We start from the raw sequence: 22,765 nt of genomic DNA on the forward strand, positions 1-22,765 counted from the left end.
GTTAGACCTAGCAACAGAATCACAAGGGTGGCTAACTTAAACTTGAAATTTGCGGTTTTATTATAATTATAATTAAAAACTGTTTTTATCTAAAACATATACTTCTTAATTTATTTCTTGCATGTGAAATTTCAATATGTTAATATAAATTTAAGCAAAATTTTGCTCTGTCGTAAAAATTGCGACATGTAAAAAATTATCGAACACCGTGATCTGTTTTAAGAGATCCAAGCTGAGATATTTCAAAGATATCATAGCCTTGGGTCTTTTTTATTATCCGAGGCTAGAAATGGAAAGGATGATAAAATGCAGATTAAGAAAAGAAGTCTATCAATTATAGCCATAGTTTGTGCTATATACGCAGCTCTAAATCCGTTTGATTTTACAGCGACTCAGGTGATTTTAAGTACAGCCTTAATAGCTGGAATCTCTTTATGGGCAACTGCAGCAATCGACAAATCTATTACTAGTATTGCCCTTTTATCTATCTTTATTCTAGTTGGTAAAAACGCACCCACAGAAATTATAGGATTTATTTGGTCGGATACGGCTCTGCTTATTATGGCAACATCCCTACTTTCAGTTGGGATAACAAGGACAGGCCTTGTTGAAAAACTAGTTGGCAAGATACTAGAAAAAACAGGCTACAAGCTAAATGTCCTATTAGTGCTTCCTTATATTTTAGGAATTGTTTTAATTTTCCTAATTCCTCAAGCCTTTGCAAGGAGCGTAATACTAGCCAGATTCTTCTATAACATCTTGAGCGATGATAAGAAGTATTCTAAGACAAAGCCAGTCCTACTCTTTAATGTGTTTTGGGCGGTTTCAATAACATACATGCTCTTCTCAAATGGAGATATCGTTTTAAATCAATCAGCTATTAGCTTCGGAGGTCAGATGGCTACGGCAGAGCTTTATTTTGGAAACTGGACACCTCATATGTTTGTACCAACACTTATTTTATGTGTGATTACTTTCTTTCTTACAAAGCTTATCTTTAGGAAGGAACTTGCAGAATTTGATGCAGATATGATTGTTTTTTCTAAGCAGGAAAAAGATATAGAAGGAAAGAAAACAGGAATCCCAACAATTCTTATGCTGGTTGTAATCTTTCTTTGGATGACAGTAGGAGTCCACGGCATCTCTGAATGGCTTGTGGCCTTAGTGGCAGTAATTATTATGTATGCGATAAAGATTTTAACAAAGGAAGATCTAAAAGAAATCAATCCAAGGTTTATAATCTTCTTAACAGCAGCCTTTTCAATAGGAAAGGTAATGGGGGCTAATGGAATTTCTCAAGTAATCTTTGACTACCTACAAGCGATTATTCCGCCAGGAGATTCACCGTTCTTCCTACTAGCCTTGGCCCTAGTTACCATGGTTCTTCACGTGCTTATAGGTTCAGCCGTGGCTACGCTTTCAGTAGTCCTACCACTTTTTATCCCACTCGGTCTTGCAAGTGGTTATAGTGTAGCGGTTATAGTACTATTAAATTATATTGTGGTAAACATTCACTTCTTACTTCCTCATCATCATGCTAATATGATGATAGGAGTAGGAAAGGGCTATTATGATGATAAGATTATGTTTAAAAATGGGATAGTCATGATGCCAGTTACATTTTTAGTCCTAGCACTTTTATATATACCATGGTGGAATTTTATTGGATAGGAGAAATAAAATGAGAAAATTTAAATATTTAAACAAAGTGCTCGATACATCAAGAACCATTATTTGCGGAATTGTAAATGTAACTCCAGACTCTTTTTCAGATGGAGGCAAGTGGTATAGCTTTCAAAATGCTGTAAACAGAGGTGTTCAGCTGGTTGAAGAAGGCGCTGGAATGCTTGATATTGGAGGAGAATCTACAAGACCAGGCTCAAGCCCAGTTTCTTGGCAAGAAGAACTTGATAGAATTTCTACTGTTATTAAAGAGTTAAAAAAGAGAGTAGACGTGCCAATCTCCATCGATACCTGGAAATCACAAGTAGCTAAGGGGGCTATTGAAGCAGGGGCAGACATTATTAATGATATAACAGGTCTTAGAGGAGATTCAAATATGGCTGAAGTTGTTGCAGAAACAAAGGCAGGTCTTATCCTTATGAACAATCCAGTTACCTACAGGCCAGATCACCCTTCATCTATAATTTTTCCAGTTTTCGGCGAAGCGAAAATGAATGAAGAAGAGTTGGGTAGATATCAAGGTAAGACAATAGAAGAACAAATGATGCAATTTTTCTATGATTCAATTGAGATAGCAAAGAAGGCTGGCATCGAAAAAGAACACATCATGCTAGACCCAGGGATTGGCTTTGGTCTTACTAGGAAAGAAAACCTCCAGCTCTTAAATAGGATGGATCTTCTTCATAAAGACGACTACACAGCCTTTGTAGGAGTCTCTAGAAAAAGATTCATCAACAACCTCCTAGACGAAGCTGGCTATGATATGGAAGGGGAGGAGTCAAAAACACATGTCTTAAAAGATGAGGGATCTGCAGCCCTAACAGTTCTAGCCGCTTCCCAGGGGATAGAGGTTTTAAGAGTTCACAATGTAAGAGCCTCAAAGCCAGCTCAAATAGTAGCAGATGCAGTAAGACTAGCAGAACTCGACACAGGTGGAGATTTATCAGCCTATCAAGTAGTAAATTTTAAGAATCATTATAAAAAATAAGTAAGCAAGTTATAGTCAAGAGTTGGACTTAAAAATGGATTGGTCTGCTCAACACCGGTATAAGTTGCTATTTGTATTTTTCCTCAATCGGGCGTCTACCAGTGCAGACTGTAGCATTTGTGGTTATTTAGAGCCTCTTTCAGTTGTTCTTTTTTGCGTCCTATTTTTAAAAGAAATACTGCAACCAATTCAAGTTCTTGGTGCAATATTAATTATCGGTGGTGCAGTATTTGCTGAAGGAATATTGAAACTAAAAAAATACAAAATAACAGCACTTCGTTATCTTGAGCGGCCTTTTTTTATTTTGCCAACGCAAAATAAATTACGTTGGCAAAACTACTAAAATATATTATTTAATTCTCTTAAACCCTTGGGTTACCTAGATAACAGAACAACTGTTTCTACATGTGGTGTCTGCGGGAACATATCTACGGATTTTACTCGTTTGATTTCATAGCCCTTTTCTAAAAAGAATGGCAGATCTCTTGCTAGAGAAGTTGGTTTGCAGGAGACGTAGATAAAGGATTTCGGCTCAAAATTTAGGATCTTCCATATGGCCTTAGGATGAATGCCGTCTCTTGGTGGGTCTAGAATGATTACATCTGGTTTTTCAGTTAATGTATCGACTAGTTCTAAAACATCTCCTGCTAAAAATTCGCAATTATCAATACCGTTTAGTTTGGCATTTTCTCTGGCAGCGATGACGGCTTCTTCCACTAATTCAATACCTACAACTTTATCGGCGCAAGGGGATAGTACTTGGGCAATGGTGCCCGTGCCACAGTATAGGTCGTAAATAATCTTGTTTTTGCCTGTACCCACAAAGTCTTTTACTACAGAATACAATTGCATAGCCCCAATAGTATTGGTTTGAAAGAAGGAGTAAGGTGTAATATTAAAGGATAAATCATATAGTTTATCTGTAATAAATCCTTGTCCATAAAGGATTTTTCCACTATCTTCTTGAACTACATCTGCTAAGCTGTCATTTACTGTGTGTATAATACCTTTAATTTGTCCCTTTAGGGGTAAATTTAGTATAGTACGAGTTAAGCCTTCTTCATCAATTGATCCTTGAGAGCTGGTTACAAGATTGACTAGGATTTCTCCTGTCATAATGCCCTTTCGAAGAACTAAATGACGAAGTAAGCCTTGGTGGGTTCTTTTGTGATAGTAAGAATAATTGTTTTTTTTAGCATAAGAGAGGACTGATTTTAAAATATCTCGAAAATCCTCGTCTACTAATATGCAAACATCAGTGTTTACGATGTCATACATACTGCTTCTCTTGTGAAGGCCAAGGGTCAAAGGTCCATCTTTGTATTCATCCCCAAAGGAGAACTCCATTTTATTACGGTATTCAAAGGAGTTCTTTGAGCCTTCTACTCCTTCGTAGATTTCTTGTATATTAAAATCTTTCAATATATCTAAAATAAATTTTTTCTTTAAGGATAGCTGATCCTCATAAGTGAGATTTTGATAGGTACAGCCTCCACACTCTTCAAAGACAGGGCAGGGTGGATTTACTTCATTAGAAGCACTTTGTAATTTTTCTAATACAATTGCATCTATTTTATCTCTTCTTTTCTTTTTAACTTTTACTCTAAGCTTTTGACCAGGTATTGCATTTTTTATTGTGACTTTTTTATCTCCTTCAATATGTGCAATGCCTTTATTGGGGAATTTTACATCATCAATTGTAATATCAATTGTTTCTCCTTTTTTTACCATAGCTTCCTCCATAGAATTTAATATAAAATATAATTAATTTATGGTAACACATATTCATAAATATAGTAATATGTAAATTAACCTATTGAATTTTTGTCAATTTAGTATAAAATAGTAGTTGGATTAGAAAGGGGACTTTCAAACTTGAACTTAAAATCGCATATTATTTTAGCGAACCATATATCAGACATTTTAGAGGATCAAATTGATATAAAAATAGAAAGAGATATGTTGGAACTAGGTGCAGTATACCCAGATTGTAATCTTAAAAAAAGAGTCCGAATACATAATATAAAGCAAGTCTATCATAATTATGAACTACAATCAGAAAATATCATCAATAAGAATAAAAATAAATGGGGAGTCTCCTTTACATTAGGTATGTTATCCCATTATGTGTGCGATTCCTTTTGCTTGGCTCACAATAAGAGGATGAGAAGCATCGGTGATTTTAAAAAACACGTGAGATACGAAAATGGTTTAGCCGAGTACATATATGATTATCAATTAAAAAATGATGTAAGAGAAAAAGTTCAAGACAACTTTTTTACAAGCCTGAATTTTGATATTTATAATTTCCTTGGAACAAAACATAGTAGTTACTTAAATATGGAAAATAGAGACTATCAAAAGCAATTTGTGACAGATGTAGAGCATGCTATATCTTATAGCGTTATCGTGTTATGTGGATTTATCTTTGAATTAGAAAAAGCAGATTGCCCAGCAGTAGAAGTTTTGCATGTATAATAGTAAAATATTTAGTTTGGATGAAATAACAGCTATCATAAGGTAGCGATGTAAAGAAGCTATTTTTTAAAAGTAGCTTCTTTCGTTTTATGTTAACAAGGTAGTGAGGTGGTCAGAAAAACCAAACCTCGCCCTTGGCAAGAAATTTTAATTAGAACTTAAACGGGGTGAATATATGGGAATCATCGATTTACATTGTGATACAATCAAAAAGATTTATGAGCTACAAGAAGAGAGCCTTTATGAAAATTCTTACTCTATAGATATTAAGAAGTTAATTCAAGGCAAGGTAGATGCCCAGTTCTTTGCTATGTTTTTAAATAAAGCTTGGATAGAAGAACAAAAGCTAGATATCTACAAATATACAAAAGAATTTTACAAGGTATTTATTAGGGAACTGGAGAAAAATCAGGAATATATTAAGCTAGCAAAAAACTATTCAGATGTAAAAGCCAATAGGGAAAACGGAATACTATCCGCTTTTTTAACGATAGAAGAGGGGCATTTTTTAGAGGACAAAATAGAGAGATTAGAGGAATTTTATGAATTAGGTCTCCGACTGATTACACTTACTTGGAATTACGAAAATTGCATTGGGTATCCTAATTCTTATGATGAGAAGGATATGAAAAAGGGTCTAAAGAATTTTGGGTTTCAGGTAGTAGAAAAGATGAATGAATTGGGAATGATCATCGATGTATCTCACTTGTCTGATGGTTGTTTTTATGACTGTATAAAGCACTCTAAAAAACCAGTTATTGCATCGCATTCTAATTCAAGGGCAATTACTAATGTGCCTAGGAATTTAACGGACAAAATGATGGGTTTACTAGCAGATAAAGGCGGTATCATGGGCCTTAATTTTTGCCCTCATTTCTTAGGACAAGGAGAAACGAGCAAAGTAGAAGATATGATCCAACACGTAAAACACATCAAAAACAAAGCGGGAATAGATGTACTGGCATTAGGGACAGATTTTGATGGAATAGATGGAGAGCTTGAAATCCGCAATATTGGTGAGATAAATAAACTTTTGATTGCTTTAGATCGTGCGGGATTTCGAACAAATGAAATAGAAAAAATCTCTTATCTTAACGCTGAGAGAATCATAAAAGAATGTCTAAATTAGGAGTGAATGAATTGAGAGAAAGTATTGTCCATGCTAAACGGATTGTCATAAAAATTGGAACGTCATCTATTACCTATAAAAGTGGAAAAATTAATTTAAAAAAAATGGAAGAGCTCACAAGAGTAATTTCTGACTTACAGAATAGTGGGAAGGAAATGGTACTCGTTTCTTCTGGCGCAGTGGGGGCAGGTATGGGTAAAATCGGAATAAGTGAAAAGCCAAGGGAATTACCCATGAAACAAGCAGCAGCTGCAGTTGGTCAAGCAGTACTCATGCGATTATACGAAAAATTCTTTAGTGATTACAATCAAAATATTGCACAGATCCTTTTAACTCGAGATGTATTTAGCAGCAAAATTAAATCAAATAACGCAATGAATACTTTCAATGCATTATTTGAAATGGGAATAATACCTATTGTAAATGAAAATGATACAGTTTCTACAAGTGAATTAGAAGGAGACCGAATTGGGGATAATGATACTCTTTCTGCAATGGTTTCTGGTTTGACAAAAGCAGATGTTCTTCTCATTCTTTCAGATGTAGAAGGTTTATGTGATTCGAATCCTTCGAAGAACCCACAAGCTAGATTAATCACTTATATAGATCAACTGAATGAAGAAATCTATGATCTTGCTGAAGATTCTAAAACTGAATTTGGTACAGGAGGAATGATTACGAAGCTAAATGCTGCAAAACTTGCAGCCCAAAGATCTATTCCTACAGTATTAGCGTCGTCTGAAAATGTGGGTAATATTTATGAAATATTGGAAGGCAAGGAAATTGGAACATATATTAGTAAAAATTGTCTTCAAAACAGATAAATAGAAAGGCGTGTTTCTTGAACTTGATTAAAAAATTTGCAAAATATTATAGGCCTCACATGAAGTTGTTTTATTTAGATTTTGGCTGTGCTTTTTTAATGTCCTTGCTGGATTTACTCATTCCTGGTTTAATTGCCGTATTAATTGATGATGCGATACCAAATAAAAATCTAGACAATCTCATGTATATATCCTTTTTTATTTTTATCGTTTACGTTTTAAGATATATTTTAAATTATATTGTAACCTATTGGGGTCACGTCCTTGGCGTGCGAATAGAATCGGATATGAGAAGTGATTTATTTCATCATATACAAAAACTGTCTTTTAACTATTTTGACAATACGAAAACAGGACATATCATGTCTAGATTGATTAATGATTTGTTTGATATTGCTGAGTTTGCCCACCATGGACCTGAAGACATATTTATAGCTTCCGTTACTTTGATTGGTACATTTATTATTATGGTACTAAATAGCTGGAAGTTGACCTTAATTACTTTTTCTTTAGTACCTGTAATGATTGCCTTCACCATATTAAAAAATAAAAAGATGAAATCTGCTTTTAGAGAGACTAAAGCAAGAATAGCAGATATCAATGCTCAAATTGAAGATAGTATTTCCGGTATAAGAGTTGTCCAATCTTTTGGCAATGAGAATTATGAAAAGGATAAATTTGAAGTAGGAAATAATGATTATAAGGAAATTAAAGAAGACTCTTATAAATATATGGGGGAATTTCATTCAGGTATTGGATTATTCTCTAATGTATTAAACTTAGTGGTAATCTTTTTCGGTGGCTTGTTTGTATATTACAATCAAATTAGTATAGGTGTATTTGTTCAATTTATGTTGTATATTTCCATTTTTCTAGAGCCTGTTAAGAGGATTGCAAACTTGATGGAGACTTTTCAAAAAGCTGGTGCAGGCTTTGGTCGTTTTATAGAAGTAATGAATATTCATCCAGATATTGTAGATGCTCCTAACGCTAAAAACATGAGCAAGGCAAAAGGACAAATTACATTCTCAAATGTAGGATTTAAGTATAATGATAGTGAACAAGTATTGTCAAATATCAATCTAAAGATTGAACAAGGTGAAACGATTGCTCTAGTAGGGCCATCTGGAGCTGGAAAAACCACAATATGCAGTCTAATCCCCAGGTTTTATGAAGTTACAAGTGGAAAGATTGCAATAGATGATATAGATATTCGAGATGTAACGCTAAAAAGTTTAAGAGAAAATATTGGCATTGTCCAGCAAGATGTGTTTTTATTTGCTGGTACCATCAGTGAAAATATTCGATATGGGGATATTGAAGCTACAGAAGAAGATGTCATTCGCGCTGCAAAACTTGCCAATGCACATGAATTTATTTCAAAACTGCCTAATAGTTATGATACTTTTACAGGTGAAAGAGGCGTCAAATTGTCTGGTGGACAAAAGCAACGAATCTCTATAGCAAGAATCTTCTTAAAGAATCCATCGATTTTAATTCTAGATGAAGCCACATCTGCATTAGATAATGAGAATGAACGCATAATACAAGAATCCTTTGACTTATTATCTAAGAGTAGAACTACGCTAGTAATTGCCCACAGATTAGCTACGGTACAAAATGCGGATCGAATCATCGTCCTAACCGACGAGGGAATCACTGAACAAGGTACCCACGAAGAATTAATCGCCCTAGAAGGCGTGTACAAGTCTTTATATGATGCGCAGAAACTACAGTAAAAGATAGCGACCAGTAACTAGCGTTTAGGAAAAATAGCTATCTTCGGTAGCCAAAGAAGCCTAGAGAAATGCCCGAGAGTTGCTTTTTTCCCTAATATAGTTATATAATAAAACTAAGACAGAGCGCGGAGGAGATTGTAATGAAAAATTTAATTAAAATAGGAACAGTAGTGCTTTCAACGGCACTTACAGTACTAGGTATACTTTATGTGATCGACAAGCAACAACAGAAGAAAATAGGCGGTAGATTGGTGAAGGTGGATTATAGGTTTTCGAAAGAGTTTGAGTAAGGTGGTAAGGTGGTAAGCAAAACCAACAGGCCACCATTGGTGGCATAGGTTTTGCTTAGAACTTACTTAAGGACCCAAAAGGAATCCCTAAACCTAACTGCTGACCGCTGGTGGCAAAATAAAAGAATGGCCCATGGAGCCATTCTTTTATTTATAAGGTATGAGTTTTTTTTCAAGCCAAGCAACTATTGCATACATAGTACCTGCGGATACTGCTAATACGACGGTGCTCGTCATTACTAAGTCTAATTGGAAGACTTGACTGCCGTAAATGATGAGATAGCCTAAACCTGCTTTTGATACTAAAAACTCTCCCATGATAACTCCTACCCAGGATAAGCCCACATTGATTTTTAATGCACTTGCAATAGTTGGATAAGTAGCAGGCAGTAAAACTTTCGTAAGTACTTGTTTTTTGGTGCCACCAAATGTCTCTACTAAGGTAATTTTTGCTTTATCCACTTCTTTAAAGCCTGTGTATACACTTGTTATGGTTACAAACAAGGAAATCAGTAAGGTCATTACGATGATGGATGCTGGACCTGCACCAACCCATACTAGGATAACTGGCCCAAGGGCTACTTTAGGCAAACTGTTTAATACGACTAAGTAAGGGTCTACAACTTCTGAGAGGAAAGGCGACCACCAAAGTGCAATAGCAATAAGCGTGCCCGCAATGGTACTGACTACAAATCCTATAACAGTTTCTGCTACTGTGGTAAACAGATGCTTAAAGAGAGTACCTGATGCTAAAAGAGATCCAAATGTATCTACAATTTTACTCGGTTGGCTTGTAATGAAGGCGTCAACCCATTCTAGGTTCGCTGCTACTTCCCATAATAGGACAAAGAGCACTAATATCATAATACGGGTAATCAATACCATACGCTCGTTTTTCTTTATTTTACGTAAATATCTTATGTGTTCATCTGAATATTGATTATCATTGTACATGTATATCAAGCTCCTTCCATATATCATTATAGTAATTCATAAATTCTGGAGCTTTTCTATTTTGACTTGGCGTACCATCTGTCCCAGTCAATATAATATCATGTATTTTTTTGATTTTTCCTGGTCGCTGTGTCATAATGACTACCCGATCTGCTAAGGAAATAGCCTCTGTAATGTCGTGGGTAACCATGACTGCTGTTTTAGCTTCTCTTTTGATGATAGAACCAATATCATCCGTTACTGCCATTCTCGTCTGATAATCTAAGGCAGAAAAGGGTTCGTCTAGAAGCAATATTTCGGGATTCACTGCTAATGTTCGAATTAATGCAGCTCGTTGTCTCATGCCACCAGACAATTGGTTTGGATAATGATTCTTAAACTTGGACAAACCATAAGTTGTAAGTAAGGATTCTGCTCTTTCCTTATTTTCAATTGTATCACGTCCCTGAATTTCTAATCCTAGATATATATTGTCTAAAATCGTCCTCCAAGGAAAAAGGTGATCGTCTTGTAACATATAGCCCATTCGGACGTGGTCATCGCAGTAAATAATCTCACCTGAGGATGGTTGAACTAAACCAGCTAATATTGATAATACCGTAGTCTTGCCGCATCCACTTGGCCCTACTAATACGATGAATTCTCCTTCATTAATGTGTAGAGAAAAATCCTCTATAGCTAATGTCTCTCCATTTCTAGTATGAAAAATTTTTCTTAAATTTTTAATTCGTGCCGCTGGAGTAGGCAATTGATCCACCTCCAAATCATTTAATTGTCTCAACAGCCTTCTCTGCAAAAGATGTATTTACAAGATCAGAATATGGTGCTCTTGCATCTAATTCACCTGCAGAATCAAGAATATTTTGTAAGTGATCAAAAGAATGTTCGCTTAATATTGGAGTGTTATTCCATGAGTCTTGATCTTTATATCTTTTTACTACAGCGATTAAATCATCCATTTCTGTATCTGGGAAAAATTCAATAATCGCCTCTGCAATTTCTGTATAAGAGTGTTCTTGCACCCAAAGTTGACCTTTGTAAATAGCATTAGTGAATCCTTGAATTTCGTTAGGATTTTCTGCCATAAAACTTTTTGTAGCATTAAAACAAGTATATGGTACTTCACCACTTGCTAAGCCAAGGGAAGCTACTACATAACCAACACCTTCTTTTTCTAGTGCTAATGCTGTAGGCTCAAATAAAGATACATAATCTCCAGTACCACCTTTAAAGGCACCAGCTAATGCTGCGAATTGGATACTTGTATCCATATTCATATCTTTTACAGGGTCGACTCCGTTTTCCTTAAGAACCCATTCTAAGCTCATAAGAGGCATTCCACCTTTTCGACCACCTAATACATGCTTTCCTTTTAATTTTTCAAAAGTAAAGTCTGGATCAGGTTCTCTAGCGACAATAAAAGATCCGTCTCTCTTTGTTAATTGAGCAAAAGAAATGGCATAATCTTCTTTACCTTGATTATAAACATAAACAGATGCCTCCGGACCACAAAATCCAATATCTGCATCTCCCGAAATAACGGCAGTAAGTACTTTGTCTGCACCTTGGCTGTTTGTAACTTCTAATTGCAAGCCCTCTTCTTCAAAGAAACCTTGGCTAATCGCTGCGTAGAGTGGAGCATAGAAGATAGAATGGGTAACTTCTGCAACTTTGATGGTTTTAAGCTCTTGTTTTTGGCATCCTGCAAAGGAAAATAACAAAATAGTAATAATAAGTAGGGGAGCAATAAGTAAACGACTTTTCTTCAAAATAGTAACCTCCTTTATGTTTTGATACTGTCATTATATTCAAGGGGAAAAAAGTGGTGAGTATTTTGGTAGAAAATTATTAGTACCATGAATTAGTTGGCAGGTATGAATTTATAAAAAAATAGTATAATAGTAGGGACGAAATAATTAGAATGCTGCTTTCTATAATAGAGTGGTTTTTTAGAAGAGGTGGTACTAAAACAATATGAAAAGTATGATTTTTTTTGGTGCAGGGGCCTCAAAATCAGAAGGAGCGCCTTTACAAGATGAATTGTTTTCTGCTTATTTTAATGAATGTTCGAAGGATAAAGACAGATATTATAATGTCTTACAAGATTTTTTTATGAAAGCTTATAATCTGGATGTAAGAGATACAAAAGTATTTCCTACTTTCGAAGAAATTCTAGGATTGCTTTATTCAGCAGAGAAAAGACGAGAATCGTTTTACTTTAATACAGAAGAAATCAAAGAGGGCATCATATTTTCCATGGCAGAAATTTTAGACCGCAAATTTCTCAAGGGTAGTACTTATCACAATCAACTTATCGAGAAACTAAAAAAAGAGGAGCTTCTTATGGATGTGATTTTCATTACCACAAATTACGATTTGCTCCTAGACAGTGCAATACTGTCTAATGGATTAGACATCGACTATGGGTTTAAAAATATTTATAAGCATCAATCGGAGTGTTTGCCTTTGTATAAGATTTTTGGGTCTTTAAACTGGAAATATTGTGATGTGTGCGATAATTTTTTAATATCTTCTCAGATCGAAGACGGAATGCTCAAGAGCATCATTAAAGAAGATTACGCTTGTAATATCTGCCATAATCAGTTTAAATCCATTATCGTTCCGCCTACTTTTTACAAAGAAATAAGTAATTATTATCTAAATAATATTTATCATAATTTAAATAAAGGCTTATATGAAGTAGAAAATATCATTTTTTGTGGTTATTCCTTTCCTGATGCAGATCTCTATATTAAGTTTATACTAAAACGAGCGGAACTATATAAAGACAAACCCTTTAATATCATCATCATCAATAATTATGAGGGAAAACTACCAGAAAAAATTGAAAAAGAAAAAGACAAGTATAAGCTTTTCTTTAATGGAAATATTCATTATACGAATCACTCTTTCCAAGATTTTTGTAAAGAACCAGAAAGATTCATTCCTCATTAAAGTTTTGTATAAAATTAAAATTGAATAAGAGAGCAAATTTTGTCTTAGTTTATTATTTATATGCTTTCTATTATTTTTATACCTTCTCTGCATATACATATACAAAGGATTATATAAGTTTTACTGTATAAGAGGAGGGAGAGCATGATTGAATTAGATAAAATTATTGCAATTTTAAAGTATTGTGGACCTCAGACTTATAATGATTTATTATTTCAAGGATTCCAAGGAGATGAATCAGACCTGGAGCAATTAGTATCAAAAGGGATATTATTTAAATATCATAGCCATTACCACTTATATGAGCAATAAATTTATTCATCTATTTCATTTTTTACAAGAATGGGGTACAATATATCAAGGTGCCAAAAAACAGACGGAGTTGATATAGTGAAAAAAGTATTAATTTTTTCAGCCTCAACAGGTGGAGGACATAATATCGCAGCGAAATCCTTGAGAGAACACTTTGAAGCTTCTGCTTGTGATGCTATTACATATGACGCTTTTAAAGAAACCAGCAGTATATTGGACAATGTGATTTCAAAAGGTTATGAAAAAATTGTTCAAATTACGCCTCGTACATACGGTAGATTGTATCGAGCTGCAAATAATGAAACATTAAGCCATTATGTCATCGCAGTAATAACAGATATCGCTGAAAAAAGGCTTTTAAAGATTATTCAGTCTGAAAACCCAGCATTGATTGTGGTCACACATCCTCTTGTAACAAACGTTTTAGGAACGCTTAAAGGAGAAGGCGAATTTGATACGCCGATCATTTCAATTGTCACAGATTATATGATTCATAGGGCATATCTCAATAAAAATGTAAGTGCATATATCGTAGGAAGTGAGTACACAAAGGAAGATATGATAGAAAAAGGCGTGCCAGGCGACAAAATCTACCCTTATGGTATTCCAGTAAGAAAGTCTTTCTTAGATTATAACTCAAAAATCATAAAAGATTACGACGTGGATCTATCTGTATTGTTGATGGGTGGCTCAATGGGAGTTTCACAGGTAGAAAAGGCATTGTCTAGTCTACTGAAAACAAAGCATTATTTAAAAATTATTGTGGTATGCGGAAATAATGAGAAACTAAAGAAGAGAATTGAAAAATTAGTTCAGGAAGAAGAAACAACTAAAAAAATCGAAATTCATGGCTTTGTAGAACAAATTCCAAAACTAATGGATATGGCGGATGTAATTATAACAAAACCAGGTGGGCTGACTACTACAGAAGCAATTATAAAAAATATTCCCATGATTATTCCTTACTATATACCTGGACAAGAAGAAGAAAATGCAGATTTTCTACAAGAAACAGGCATGGCCATTAAAGTAGATCATATTGAGGATATTACTAGCGTAGTAGATCATCTGGTAACCAATAAGGATATTTTAGATAATATGGCTAAAAATATGTCTGAATTGTCAAAAGAACAATCCATAGAACGCATTATAAAGCTAGGTAATGAGCTGATGAACAAATAACAGTGAACAATGAACAATGAAAAAATGAATAATTAGTAAAAGATGCTCTTCGCTTTTGCGAGGAGTTTTATATTTTAGCAGAAAGCGGAAAGTTGAATGCGGAACTTTCTTTCGGGTCATTCTTAACTATTTTTTCCAACATACCAACTTATAAAGTTCCGCATTCCGCTTTCTACTTAAAATTAAATCCCCAGTGCCATACTACATATACTAAAATATGTAATTAAAACCAAGGCATCTAATATAGTGCTGATCATGGGATTGGCCATAATCGCAGGGTCTAACCCTATTTTCTTGGCGAGAATAGGCAAAGACGAACCGATCAATTTTGCTACCGTAATCGTTGCGATTAAAGTAACACTTACAATAAGAGATATATCTAAAGGGTAATGGCTGAAAAAAATTAAGGAGATAAAATTAAGTATCGCTAATCCTATACCTATGGAAATACTGACTCGCAATTCTTTCCATAGTACTTTGAATATGTCTTTAAAAACGACATCTCCTACAGCTATAGAACGAACCATTAAAGTTGAAGCTTGAGACCCAGCATTCCCACTAGTTCCCATCAGCATTGGAATGTTAGCGCTGAGAAGTATGACACTGCTTAATAGAGAATCATAACCTTCCATAATTGCTCTTGTGAAGGCAGCGGATATCATTAGAATAGCTAACCAAGGAAAACGTTTTTTTACTAAATCCTTGACAGAAGTATCTAAATAGCTTTCTTCATTGGCCTGCATACCTGCCATTAAGTGAAAGTCTTCTGTAACCTCCTCTTCCATTACATCGATGACGTCATCAACTGTGATAATACCAACTAATCGATTTTCTGAGTCTACGACTGGAAGAGCCAGTAAATCGTAATCACGGAAAGTAGTTGCTACTGTTTCTTGATCTGTTGTTGTTGTTACAGATATAAAATCACTTTGCATAACATCTTCTATTTTGGCATATTCATCAGCTAAAATTAAATCTTTTAATGAGATTATCCCTTCTAGTTTTCGAAAGCGATCTGTAACATAGCATGTGTAAATCGTTTCTTTGTCATAGCCTATTTTTCGAATCCGGGCAATGGAATCTTTCACAGTCATTTGTTTCTTAAAATCGATAAATTCAATAGTCATAATACTGCCAGCAGAGTATTCAGGGTAATTAAAGAATTGATTGATTAATTTTCGTTCGCTTTCAGGAGTATTCTTTAAGATTTTTTTTACTAAGACGGCTGGAATTTCTTCAAGGTAGTCAATTTTATCGTCAAAGTTAAGCTCATTGACAATCTCTCTTAGTTCTTCTTCCGCAATTAACTCAGAAAATTTAGCCTGGTAAGCTGGCTCCATGTGAGAAAATACCTCAATGGCCATGTCTTTTGACAGCAATCGAAAAACCAGTAAGCTATGCTTGCTATTGAGTTCTTCCATGATCTCAGAGATATCAAAAGGGTGTAGTGTAGATAGATAATTTCTTAATTCCTTAAATTGTTTTTTGTCGATTAATTCTATTACTTGTTCCAAGGGAATCACCTCTTATTTTATTTTGCCGATTCCCATCCACAATATGTAAGCATGGATGGGTTAACGGGTCTTTCTAAATTGCCTTCTGGATTATCATCCATGATTACACCTCCATTCATCTATCTATTATAAATGTTTTTTTGTTCAATAAGCAAGGCAATAAAGCAATAGCTTACGAATTTTGCTTGTACAATAAGATAAAAATCGATATAATGCAGTATAGATGTAAAATATGGTCTTTTAAAAAGCCTGAAAAATATACAAATAAAGGCTTTCAGGTGTTTGCACAAGTGAAATTGTAGGGTTCATATCTATAGACCCTACATAGCGGTCACCAATGGTGACCTAACAGGTTTTACTTAGAACTTACAACTTATAACTTAGAACAAATGCGCGTAGGCGCTCTACACAGAGGAGTGATTTTGTTGGAAACAAATATGTCCACGGTATATAATCCAAAAGACATGGAAGAAAAAATATATTCTCATTGGGAGTCTCAAGGTTATTTTAAACCTGAAATCAATCCTAAAGGAGATCCATATACAATAGTAATGCCACCTCCAAATATTACAGGGCAACTTCATTTGGGACATGCTTTTGATGGTACATTACAAGATATTTTGACTCGTTGGAAGCGTATGCAAGGCTATGCAGCACTATGGCTACCTGGAACGGATCATGCCAGTATTGCTACAGAAGTAAAAGTAGTAGAGAAGATTCGCCAAGAGGAAGATAGGACCAAAGAAGAGATTGGACGAGAAGAGTTTTTAAATCGAGCTTGGGACTGGGCAACTGAATATAAGGGCAGAATTACCAATCAGTTTAAAAAATTAGGCGCTTCTTGTGACTGGTCTAGAGAAAGATTCACTATGGACGAAGGCTGTAGTGAAGCAGTAAAGGAAGCTTTTGTAAGATTGTACGACAAGGGCCTTATTTATCGTGGAAGCCGCATTATTAATTGGTGTCCCGATTGTAAAACCGCCCTTTCTGATGCCGAAGTAGAATATAGCGAGCAACAAGGTCATTTTTGGCATATTCGCTACCCAATTAAGGATAGCGATGAATATGTGATCGTTGCTACAACAAGACCAGAGACTATGCTAGGAGACTCAGGTGTTGCAGTAAACCCAGAGGACCAAAGATACAAACACCTTGTTGGAAAGACTGTAATTTTACCTTTAGTAAATAGAGAGATTCCAATCGTTGCAGATGACTACGTAGATATGGAATTTGGTACAGGTGTAGTAAAAATGACTCCTGCACATGACCCTAATGACTTTGAGGTAGGTTTAAGGCATAATCTTGAACAAATTAGGGTAATGAATGACGATGCTAGCATGAATGAACTAGCAGGAAAATATGAAGGTTTAGATCGGTATGAAGCTAGAAAGCAAATTGTAGAGGACTTGAGAGAGTTTGGTCTTCTAGAAAAAATTGAAGGCCATGATCACAATGTAGGTTCTTGTTACCGCTGCGATACAACTGTTGAGCCCATTATTTCTAGCCAATGGTTTGTAGATATGAAACCTTTAGCAGAACCGGCAATTGAAGCTGTAAAAAATAAGTCTACAAACTTTGTTCCAGATCGATTTAGTAAGATTTACTTTAACTGGATGGAAAATATAAAAGACTGGTGTATATCAAGACAGCTTTGGTGGGGACACCGAATTCCTGCTTATTACTGTCAGGATTGCGGTGAAGTAATGGTAGCCAAAGAAAAGCCAACTTCCTGTACAAAATGCCAGTCTCACAATATTTATCAAGATGAAGATGTACTTGATACTTGGTTTAGTTCAGCGTTATGGCCATTTTCTACATTAGGCTGGCCTAATGATACCGAAGATTTAAAGAAGCATTATCCTACTAATGTATTAGTAACAGCATATGATATCATCTTTTTCTGGGTAGCTCGGATGATCTTCTCTGGAATCGAACAAATGGGAGAAACACCCTTTAAGGACGTATATATCCACGGTTTGATTCGAGATTCGCAGGGTAGAAAGATGAGTAAATCCCTAGGAAATGGAATTAATCCTTTAGAAGTTATTAAGGAATATGGTGCTGATGTCTTAAGATTCACTATAGTAACTGGAAATGCTCCAGGTAATGATATTCGCTGGTCCGATGACAAAATCATCGCTAATCGTAACTTTGCCAATAAGATTTGGAATGCATCTCGATTTGTTATGATGAATATTCATGAAGATACTTTTGAGCAAGAAAGTCTTGCACTAGAAAATTTAGAAAATGCAGATAAATGGATCATCAGTCGATTAAATAAAATTACCTCTGAAATAACAGACAATATGGAAAAATACGAAATGGGTATTGCAGCTCAAAAGCTTTACGACTTTATTTGGAATGAATTCTGCGATTGGTATATTGAACTTGTAAAATCTAGATTGTATAATAAAGACGGTGGCAATAGCAAGATTGCAGCACAGTATACATTAGCTTTTGTCTTAAAAAATGCACTTAAACTTTTACATCCATTTATGCCTTTTATTACGGAGGAAATATATACTCATTTAGTTGATGAAGACACGATTATGAAAGCAGTTTGGCCTGTTTACAATGAAAAGTTTAACTTCCAAAAGGAAGAAGAGGAAATTGAACTCGTTATGGATATTATCAAAAGCGTGCGAAATATCCGAGCAGAGATGAATGTTGTCCCATCAAAAAAGGCAGAGATCCTCATAGTAGCCAAAGATCAAGCTATTGAAGAAGTCATCTTAAATGGTAAAGGCTATATTATGAGTCTAGCAAATGCTACTGATGTTCGTGTACTAAATAAATCTCAGGTTCCAGACAATGTAGCAAGCAGTGTAATCAGTGGAGGAGAAATCTTTATTCCTTTAGCAGATTTAATCGACAAAGAAAAGGAAATTGAGAGGCTTAATAAAGAGAAGGCTTATCTTGAAAAAGAAGTAGACCGAGTAAATAAAAAGCTGGCCAATGAAGGTTTTGTAAAAAAAGCGCCTCAGAAAATAATAGATGAGGAAAAGGCCAAAAAAGAAAAGTATGAGATCATGTTACAAAATGTAATAGAAATGTTAAACAAATACCTTTAGAGAAAACTCTTTAGCAGGGAGGCTTGTAGCCTCCCTGTATTTTATATAATAGGAAAGCCTATTTTTGACATTGGCTCCATAAGTTGCAGGGTTATTAAATAATGTAAGCAATCATGAAATAACTGATTAACAATTGTAAATAATAGTTAGAAATGGTAAATTACATGCTGATTTCGACAAAATACACTATGAGCATGTGGTATTATAGACAGGCTGTTGTATTAAAATTATAATATACAATATTTATGTCGAATTAAAAAGGCAAAACTAGTGAAAGCTAGTGACGCAAAGCCAGAGTCTAAAGCTCAAGGGTAGCAAAGATCGTTCGGCCACTAAAACGCATATTTGAATATATGTTTTGAGTGGTTTTTTTAATGATTACTTTACTGTATAGAGCCTCAACTATAGATGGCAGTGTCGAAAAATGAAAAATGGTATGCGTTGAAAATTATCGAATTTTGTTTTATGATTAATGATATGCGGAAGGGGAGGTTTTAGATGGAAAATGTATATGATTGCATTAAGGAATTAAAGAATCAGATGAATAAATTAATCGAAGAAAATACTGATAATCTTCTAAGACCCGAAGTCATTGAAATTAGTCAGAAACTAGACAAGTTAATCTACGAAAGTATGACTGAAGATCAGTAGTTTTACTAGTGCAAAATATTCCATGTTCTCTTATATCTCTTTATGTCTTTTTTATCATGCGTCAAAAATATAATTTTTATTCTGATTACAAAAAAGACAATGTCTATTTTTAAGACAATGTCTCTATATTACTCATGTATTAAAGTATTGATGAGCTGAGTGTATAGTTTATCCCCGTTTTTTTCCCAATTTGAACATACGAATTCTGCTTGATTTTTGTTCACAACATTGAGCTTTATATCAATTAAAGAGACTTCATTTTCTAACAATACTAGGTTTACAATAAATTCTCCATCGCTCTGTTTTACATAAGAAGATTGATATTTTACCTGTCTAAGTACTTTGTCTTTATTTTGAGAGATGAACATTGTGATAATTTCTTTTATATAAGTTGGGATTCTACTTTCAAAGAGTTTAAGTGTAGATCTTCCTGGCTCAGAGATAGAGTAATAAGATACTCCAGCCTCCGACATTTCATAGATAAACGCATCTGTTTTAAGATTCTCAATCAGGAATTGAATATCAAAATAACTGATTTGTACATTTTCTAATATGATCTGTGTTATTTGCTCTTTTGTCATAGGTATGTTGAATTGAGACAAAGCAAATAAGATGATTAATTTGTTTTCTAAAATATTTTCAGAATCGAAATACATGACGCAAATCAGCCCCTTTATTAGTTATATTATATCACAATAAGCCACAGATTGCCCTAGTTGCTTTGCAGCTTCGGTCGTTTAGAATAGCACTTTGCTTGTCAAAGAGCGAAGCGATGCAGAGAAGCATTAGTGATACCCATGTCAGACTTGCTCAAGAAGACGAGTGATAGCGAAGTCTGATTGGGTGCAAGTTACGACTGGCACTTGCTGTTTCGAACATTATAACAGAAAAAGCATATAATCGTAACTTTCATTATAGGAAGTTTAAATGTTAAAAACAAGCGAATTATGTAAATAGGAAAAAGAAATCTTATAAGATTATTTTTTATAAAAGATGAATAAGCTGGGACATTTCTAAATACTATTAAATAATAGATAAAATAATGGGAGGGGGATACCTTTGAAGGTATATTTTCTATCTAAAAAAACAATGGTCATCATAGCAGCGATTTTAGTTGTAATCATTTTATCATTAGTTTTTATGACTTCAAAAGGAGAAGGACTAGCATCTGTTTTTAATGCACAGGAGAAGTTATTGCCAATATACAGTGTAGACAAGGAGGATAAAACCATAGCCATATCCTTTGATGCTGCTTGGGGTGACGAATTTACTCAAGAAATATTGGATATATTAAAAAAGGAGGACATTAAGACTACATTCTTTTTAGTAGGCATGTGGGTTGACAAGTACCCTGAACAAGTTCAAGCCATTGCAGATGCAGGGCATGAAATTGGGAATCACTCTAGTTCACATCCAGATATGACCAAACTAGACAAAAATAAAATGAAAGAAGAGCTCAATAGTACAAACGAAAAGATTGGTAAGTACAAAGAGTTAGACACTTTTTTATTTAGACCGCCTTTTGGTGCTTATAACAACGATTTGATTAAAACCGTTGAGGAATTAGGTGGCTATACGATTCAGTGGGATGTAGACTCTCTAGACTGGAAAAACGAAGGCGCTGAGCAAATTGTCAATCGTGTAGTATCTAATGTAAAGCCAGGATCCATTGTCCTTTTCCATAATAATGCAGAGTATACTACTCAAGCTTTGCCAACAATCATTAAAGAGCTAAAAGATCAAGGTTATACTATTGTGCCTATTTCTGAACTCATTTATAAGGAAAATTATACAATGGATCATACGGGAAAACAAATTCAGAATAATGTTAAAAATTAAGATATTACATATACTAAACTAAAATGGAAATACGTAGGAGAAATTCATGAAAACAATAGGAATGATAGGAACTCATGGGAAAACATCAATTCTTTATATCTTAGAGCATATCTTGTTTTACGGCAAAAGAAATGTTGCTTCTTTAGGTGATTTGGGTTTACGAATGAACAAAAATAAATTGCCAAATGATATAGCTTGGATGGAAGCTATTGAAGAAATGAAAAAAAATGATGTAGAATTTCTATTGGTGGAAATACACGATAATACCATGTTTTTTGATATGGCTTTTGATTGTGTTATCCTAAGCGCAATGGATAAAAGCAAAAACAAGGATGTTTTAGAGGGGTATAAGCGCCTTATTTGCAATGCAAAATCTGTACTTCTAAATGCAGATAGTAAAGGTAGTTTAGAACTCATTAAAGGAATATCGAATCTATACGTCATAACTTATGGTCTAAATTCGAAAAGCACAGTTACAGCATCTACTATATATGTTTCAGAAGGCAGAATAGAATACAATTATTATTTACAACGAGGTATTTTATCTGCCGGTAGCAAGGAAGTAATGATACAAGAAATGCCCATTGTGTGCAATTTGCTCGGTTACCAAAATATATACAATACAATAGCTGTTATTACGACAGCTTTGTTATTTGATATAAATATAGAGGAGTCTGTAAAGGCTTTGACTTGTATAGAACCAATACAAAATAGACTAGAGCTTCGAAAATACAAGGACATGACTTTTGTTTTTGATATGGCAAAAGATAACCGATCTATTAAGATGCTTTTTGAAACATTTCAGTATATCTATTATGAACACTTGCATATTGTCATTTCTATGGAAAATCTCGAGGGCATCTTAAGTGGAGCCCTAGAAGAATTTCTGGAGGATTTTTCATATATTAGAAATGCCAATATGTATGCTGTAGGGAAGAGAAAAAAAATCTTAGATAATAAGAAAAAAGATATTTTAGCCGATGCACTTGTAAAAAATCATATTGATTTTAAATACTACAGTGATGTAAAGCAGTTTATTGGCAAAGATGCACTACGAAACGGCGAAGACTCATTGATTGTCTGTATTGGTTTTCATCATAGATTGTTCTAAATTGAAAGACAAGTGAATATAATATTTCATGATAACTTTTTGTTT

At 34.4% G+C, this 22,765-nt stretch carries 20 protein-coding genes, 1 pseudogene and 1 riboswitch; of the genes and pseudogenes, 15 read left to right on the forward strand and 6 right to left on the reverse strand.

The features are described from left to right. The first annotated feature begins 306 nt into the window (after window positions 1-306). The 3 genes and pseudogenes from Q7P22_RS00830 to Q7P22_RS00840 all read left to right on the forward strand — a co-directional run. Window positions 307-1,671 (forward strand): SLC13 family permease, encoded by a 1,365-nt coding sequence (locus Q7P22_RS00830; protein WP_113920741.1) that lies wholly within the window; start codon window positions 307-309, stop codon window positions 1,669-1,671. A gap of 10 nt (window positions 1,672-1,681) precedes the next feature. Next, window positions 1,682-2,671 carry a dihydropteroate synthase gene (gene folP, locus Q7P22_RS00835; protein ID WP_303859655.1) on the forward strand — a complete coding sequence of 330 codons (990 nt, stop codon included), beginning with the start codon at window positions 1,682-1,684 and terminating at the stop codon, window positions 2,669-2,671. A gap of 38 nt (window positions 2,672-2,709) precedes the next feature. Continuing rightward, window positions 2,710-2,909: pseudogene (locus Q7P22_RS00840) on the forward strand (EamA family transporter); the annotation flags it as partial. A gap of 137 nt (window positions 2,910-3,046) precedes the next feature. Here the strand turns inward: Q7P22_RS00840 and rlmD are convergent. Beyond that, entirely contained in the window at window positions 3,047-4,402 is a 1,356-nt protein-coding gene (gene rlmD, locus Q7P22_RS00845) for a 23S rRNA (uracil(1939)-C(5))-methyltransferase RlmD (RefSeq protein WP_303859656.1), read from the reverse strand. A gap of 144 nt (window positions 4,403-4,546) precedes the next feature. On the opposite strand from rlmD, the gene Q7P22_RS00850 reads away from it, so the two are divergent. The 5 genes from Q7P22_RS00850 (at window position 4,547) to Q7P22_RS00870 (ending at window position 9,131) form a co-directional block, all read left to right on the forward strand. After that, a complete protein-coding gene (locus tag Q7P22_RS00850) occupies window positions 4,547-5,149 on the forward strand; it encodes a zinc dependent phospholipase C family protein (RefSeq protein ID WP_303859657.1) in 603 nt (200 codons plus the stop codon). Window positions 5,150-5,324: 175 nt separating this feature from the next. Then, window positions 5,325-6,278 (forward strand): dipeptidase, encoded by a 954-nt coding sequence (locus Q7P22_RS00855; RefSeq protein ID WP_303859658.1) that lies wholly within the window; start codon window positions 5,325-5,327, stop codon window positions 6,276-6,278. A gap of 2 nt (window positions 6,279-6,280) precedes the next feature. After that, window positions 6,281-7,102, forward strand: coding sequence for a glutamate 5-kinase (gene proB / locus Q7P22_RS00860; protein WP_369695461.1), 822 nt, complete (start codon window positions 6,281-6,283; stop codon window positions 7,100-7,102). Between the two features lie 23 nt (window positions 7,103-7,125). Next, window positions 7,126-8,841: an ABC transporter ATP-binding protein gene (locus tag Q7P22_RS00865; protein ID WP_303859660.1), complete on the forward strand. Its 1,716-nt coding sequence runs from the start codon at window positions 7,126-7,128 to the stop codon at window positions 8,839-8,841. A 140-nt stretch (window positions 8,842-8,981) separates the two neighbouring features. Beyond that, entirely contained in the window at window positions 8,982-9,131 is a 150-nt protein-coding gene (locus tag Q7P22_RS00870) for a stress-responsive transcriptional regulator PspC (RefSeq protein ID WP_113920735.1), read from the forward strand. 147 nt (window positions 9,132-9,278) lie between these two features. On the opposite strand, the gene Q7P22_RS00875 is transcribed toward Q7P22_RS00870, so the two are convergent. Genes Q7P22_RS00875 through Q7P22_RS00885 form a run of 3 tightly spaced genes read right to left on the reverse strand, consistent with a single transcriptional unit; the run spans window position 9,279 to window position 11,854 of the window. Next, on the reverse strand, window positions 9,279-10,085 hold the full coding sequence (locus Q7P22_RS00875; protein WP_113920734.1) for an ABC transporter permease: 807 nt from the start codon (window positions 10,083-10,085) through the stop codon (window positions 9,279-9,281). Continuing rightward, window positions 10,075-10,812 (reverse strand): ABC transporter ATP-binding protein, encoded by a 738-nt coding sequence (locus Q7P22_RS00880; RefSeq protein ID WP_303859675.1) that lies wholly within the window; start codon window positions 10,810-10,812, stop codon window positions 10,075-10,077. Before Q7P22_RS00880 ends, Q7P22_RS00875 begins: the two co-directional genes overlap by 11 nt. A 37-nt stretch (window positions 10,813-10,849) precedes the next feature. Beyond that, window positions 10,850-11,854 carry an ABC transporter substrate-binding protein gene (locus tag Q7P22_RS00885; protein WP_303859661.1) on the reverse strand — a complete coding sequence of 335 codons (1,005 nt, stop codon included), beginning with the start codon at window positions 11,852-11,854 and terminating at the stop codon, window positions 10,850-10,852. Between the two features lie 205 nt (window positions 11,855-12,059). Between Q7P22_RS00885 and Q7P22_RS00890 the strand changes: the two genes are divergently transcribed. The 3 genes from Q7P22_RS00890 (at window position 12,060) to Q7P22_RS00900 (ending at window position 14,534) form a co-directional block, all read left to right on the forward strand. Next, window positions 12,060-13,040 carry an SIR2 family protein gene (locus Q7P22_RS00890; RefSeq protein WP_303859662.1) on the forward strand — a complete coding sequence of 327 codons (981 nt, stop codon included), beginning with the start codon at window positions 12,060-12,062 and terminating at the stop codon, window positions 13,038-13,040. Window positions 13,041-13,184: 144 nt separating this feature from the next. Further along, entirely contained in the window at window positions 13,185-13,352 is a 168-nt protein-coding gene (locus tag Q7P22_RS00895; protein WP_303859663.1) for a hypothetical protein, read from the forward strand. 78 nt (window positions 13,353-13,430) lie between these two features. After that, window positions 13,431-14,534, forward strand: a complete 1,104-nt coding sequence (locus Q7P22_RS00900) for a glycosyltransferase (RefSeq protein WP_303859664.1) — start codon at window positions 13,431-13,433, stop codon at window positions 14,532-14,534. Window positions 14,535-14,716: 182 nt separating this feature from the next. On the opposite strand, the gene mgtE is transcribed toward Q7P22_RS00900, so the two are convergent. Continuing rightward, complete coding sequence (gene mgtE / locus Q7P22_RS00905; protein WP_113920729.1) at window positions 14,717-16,048, reverse strand: magnesium transporter; 1,332 nt, start codon at window positions 16,046-16,048, stop codon at window positions 14,717-14,719. A gap of 422 nt (window positions 16,049-16,470) precedes the next feature. Here mgtE and Q7P22_RS00910 point away from each other — a divergent pair, with 422 nt between their 5' ends. Next, the gene (locus Q7P22_RS00910; RefSeq protein WP_303859665.1) at window positions 16,471-19,119 is read left to right on the forward strand and encodes a valine--tRNA ligase; all 2,649 of its coding nucleotides are present in this window, start codon (window positions 16,471-16,473) and stop codon (window positions 19,117-19,119) included. A gap of 250 nt (window positions 19,120-19,369) precedes the next feature. Then, window positions 19,370-19,456: riboswitch (cyclic di-GMP riboswitch) on the forward strand. 161 nt (window positions 19,457-19,617) lie between these two features. After that, complete coding sequence (locus Q7P22_RS00915) at window positions 19,618-19,770, forward strand: aspartyl-phosphate phosphatase Spo0E family protein (protein ID WP_113920727.1); 153 nt, start codon at window positions 19,618-19,620, stop codon at window positions 19,768-19,770. A gap of 128 nt (window positions 19,771-19,898) precedes the next feature. Here the strand turns inward: Q7P22_RS00915 and Q7P22_RS00920 are convergent, their stop codons facing one another. Then, a complete protein-coding gene (locus Q7P22_RS00920; RefSeq protein ID WP_113920726.1) occupies window positions 19,899-20,426 on the reverse strand; it encodes a DUF4364 family protein in 528 nt (175 codons plus the stop codon). A 403-nt stretch (window positions 20,427-20,829) separates the two neighbouring features. Here Q7P22_RS00920 and pdaB point away from each other — a divergent pair, with 403 nt between their 5' ends. Both pdaB and Q7P22_RS00930 read left to right on the forward strand, forming a co-directional pair. Next, complete coding sequence (pdaB, locus tag Q7P22_RS00925) at window positions 20,830-21,609, forward strand: polysaccharide deacetylase family sporulation protein PdaB (protein ID WP_303859666.1); 780 nt, start codon at window positions 20,830-20,832, stop codon at window positions 21,607-21,609. 46 nt (window positions 21,610-21,655) lie between these two features. Then, the gene (locus tag Q7P22_RS00930) at window positions 21,656-22,720 is read left to right on the forward strand and encodes a Mur ligase family protein (RefSeq protein ID WP_303859667.1); all 1,065 of its coding nucleotides are present in this window, start codon (window positions 21,656-21,658) and stop codon (window positions 22,718-22,720) included. Window positions 22,721-22,765: the final 45 nt, after the last annotated feature.

Origin of the sequence: Alkalibaculum bacchi (assembly GCF_937875145.1) — a bacterium.
Lineage (GTDB): Bacteria > Bacillota > Clostridia > Eubacteriales > Alkalibacteraceae > Alkalibaculum > Alkalibaculum bacchi_A.